Below are 1493 nucleotides of genomic sequence, written 5' to 3' on the forward strand. Positions count from 1 at the left end.
TATGTGTGGCGTGCTGATGAGCAGGTCAAGATCCGCGGGTATCGCATCGAGTTGGGTGAGGTTCAAGCGGTGTTGGCCGCCCAGCAGGGTGTGCGTCAGGCGGTGGTGATCGCGCGCGAGGACGTCGCTGGGGATAAGCGTCTGGTGGGGTATGTGACCGGGACCGCCGAGCCGGCGGTGTTGCGCAGCGCTGTGGCTGAGCGGCTGCCCGCTTATATGGTGCCGGCTGCGGTCGTGGTGATCGAGGCGTTGCCGCTGACTGCTAACGGCAAACTCGACACCAAAGCCTTGCCGGCCCCGGGCTATCAAGACGGCGAGGGCTATCGCGCCCCGACCAGCTTGACCGAAGAGATTGTTGCTGGGATTTATGCCCAGGTTCTTGGCTTGGAGCGGGTCGGGGTTGATGACTCGTTCTTTGAGGTGGGTGGGGATTCGCTGTCGGCGATGCGGGTGATTGCCGCGGTGAATAAGTCCTTTGATGCGGGTCTTTCGGTGCGGGTGTTGTTCGAGGCGCCGACGGTGGCTGAGCTGGCGCCTCGTATTGAGGGTGCGGGTGGGGGTGGGCTGGAGCCGTTGGTGGCTGTGGAGCGCCCGGCGGTGGTTCCGTTGTCGTTTGCCCAGGCCCGGTTGTGGTTCCTGGATCAGTTGCAGGGGCCGTCACCGATTTACAACATGGCGGTGGCGTTGCGGCTCAGTGGTCGGTTGGATGCTGAGGCGTTGGGGGCGGCGCTGGCTGATGTGGTGGGCCGTCATGAAAGTTTGCGGACGTTGTTTGTGGCGGTGGACGGGGTCCCTCAGCAGGTGATTGTTCCGGTGGGGCGGGTTGATTTCGGGTGGCAGGTTGTTGATGCCGTCGGCTGGCCGGATGATCGGCTGGAGGCGGCTGTGGGCGCCGCGGCTCGTTACACGTTTGATTTGGCTGGCGAGATTCCTTTGCGGGCAAGGCTTTTCCGGGTCGCTGAGGATGAGCATGTGTTGGTGGCCGCGGTGCACCATATCGCTGCTGATGGGTGGTCGGTGGCCCCGTTGGTGCGGGATTTGGGTGTGGCGTATGCCAGTCGGTGTGCGGGGCAGGTGCCGGGGTGGGCGCCGTTGCCGGTGCAGTATGTGGATTACACGTTGTGGCAGCGCGCGCAGTTCGGTGATCTTGATGACAGCGGTAGTCGTATTGCCGGGCAGTTGGGGTATTGGGAGCAGACCCTGGCGGGGTTGCCTGAGCAGCTGCAGTTGCCCACGGATCGGCCGTATCCGGCGGTGGCGGATTATCGCGGGGCCACGGTGGCGGTGGAGTGGCCGGCTGAGGTGCAGGCGCGGGTGCGTCAGTTAGCTGGTGAGCATAATGCGACCAGTTTCATGGTGGTGCAGGCCGCGTTAGCGGTGTTGTTGTCGAAGATCAGCGCCAGTGTTGATGTGGCGGTGGGGTTCCCGATCGCCGGGCGCCGTGACCCTGCGCTCGATGAGTTGGTGGGTTTTTTCGTCAACACGTTGGTGTT

At 63.8% G+C, this 1493-nt stretch carries 1 protein-coding gene; it reads left to right on the forward strand.

Going from position 1 to position 1493, the window contains the following annotated elements; genetic code table 11:
* On the forward strand, positions 1-1493 hold a 1493-nt coding region (locus A5753_RS25195), incomplete at both ends, for a condensation domain-containing protein (RefSeq protein WP_231990073.1).

Source organism: Mycobacterium sp. 852002-51971_SCH5477799-a (genome assembly GCF_001667145.1).
GTDB lineage: Bacteria > Actinomycetota > Actinomycetes > Mycobacteriales > Mycobacteriaceae > Mycobacterium.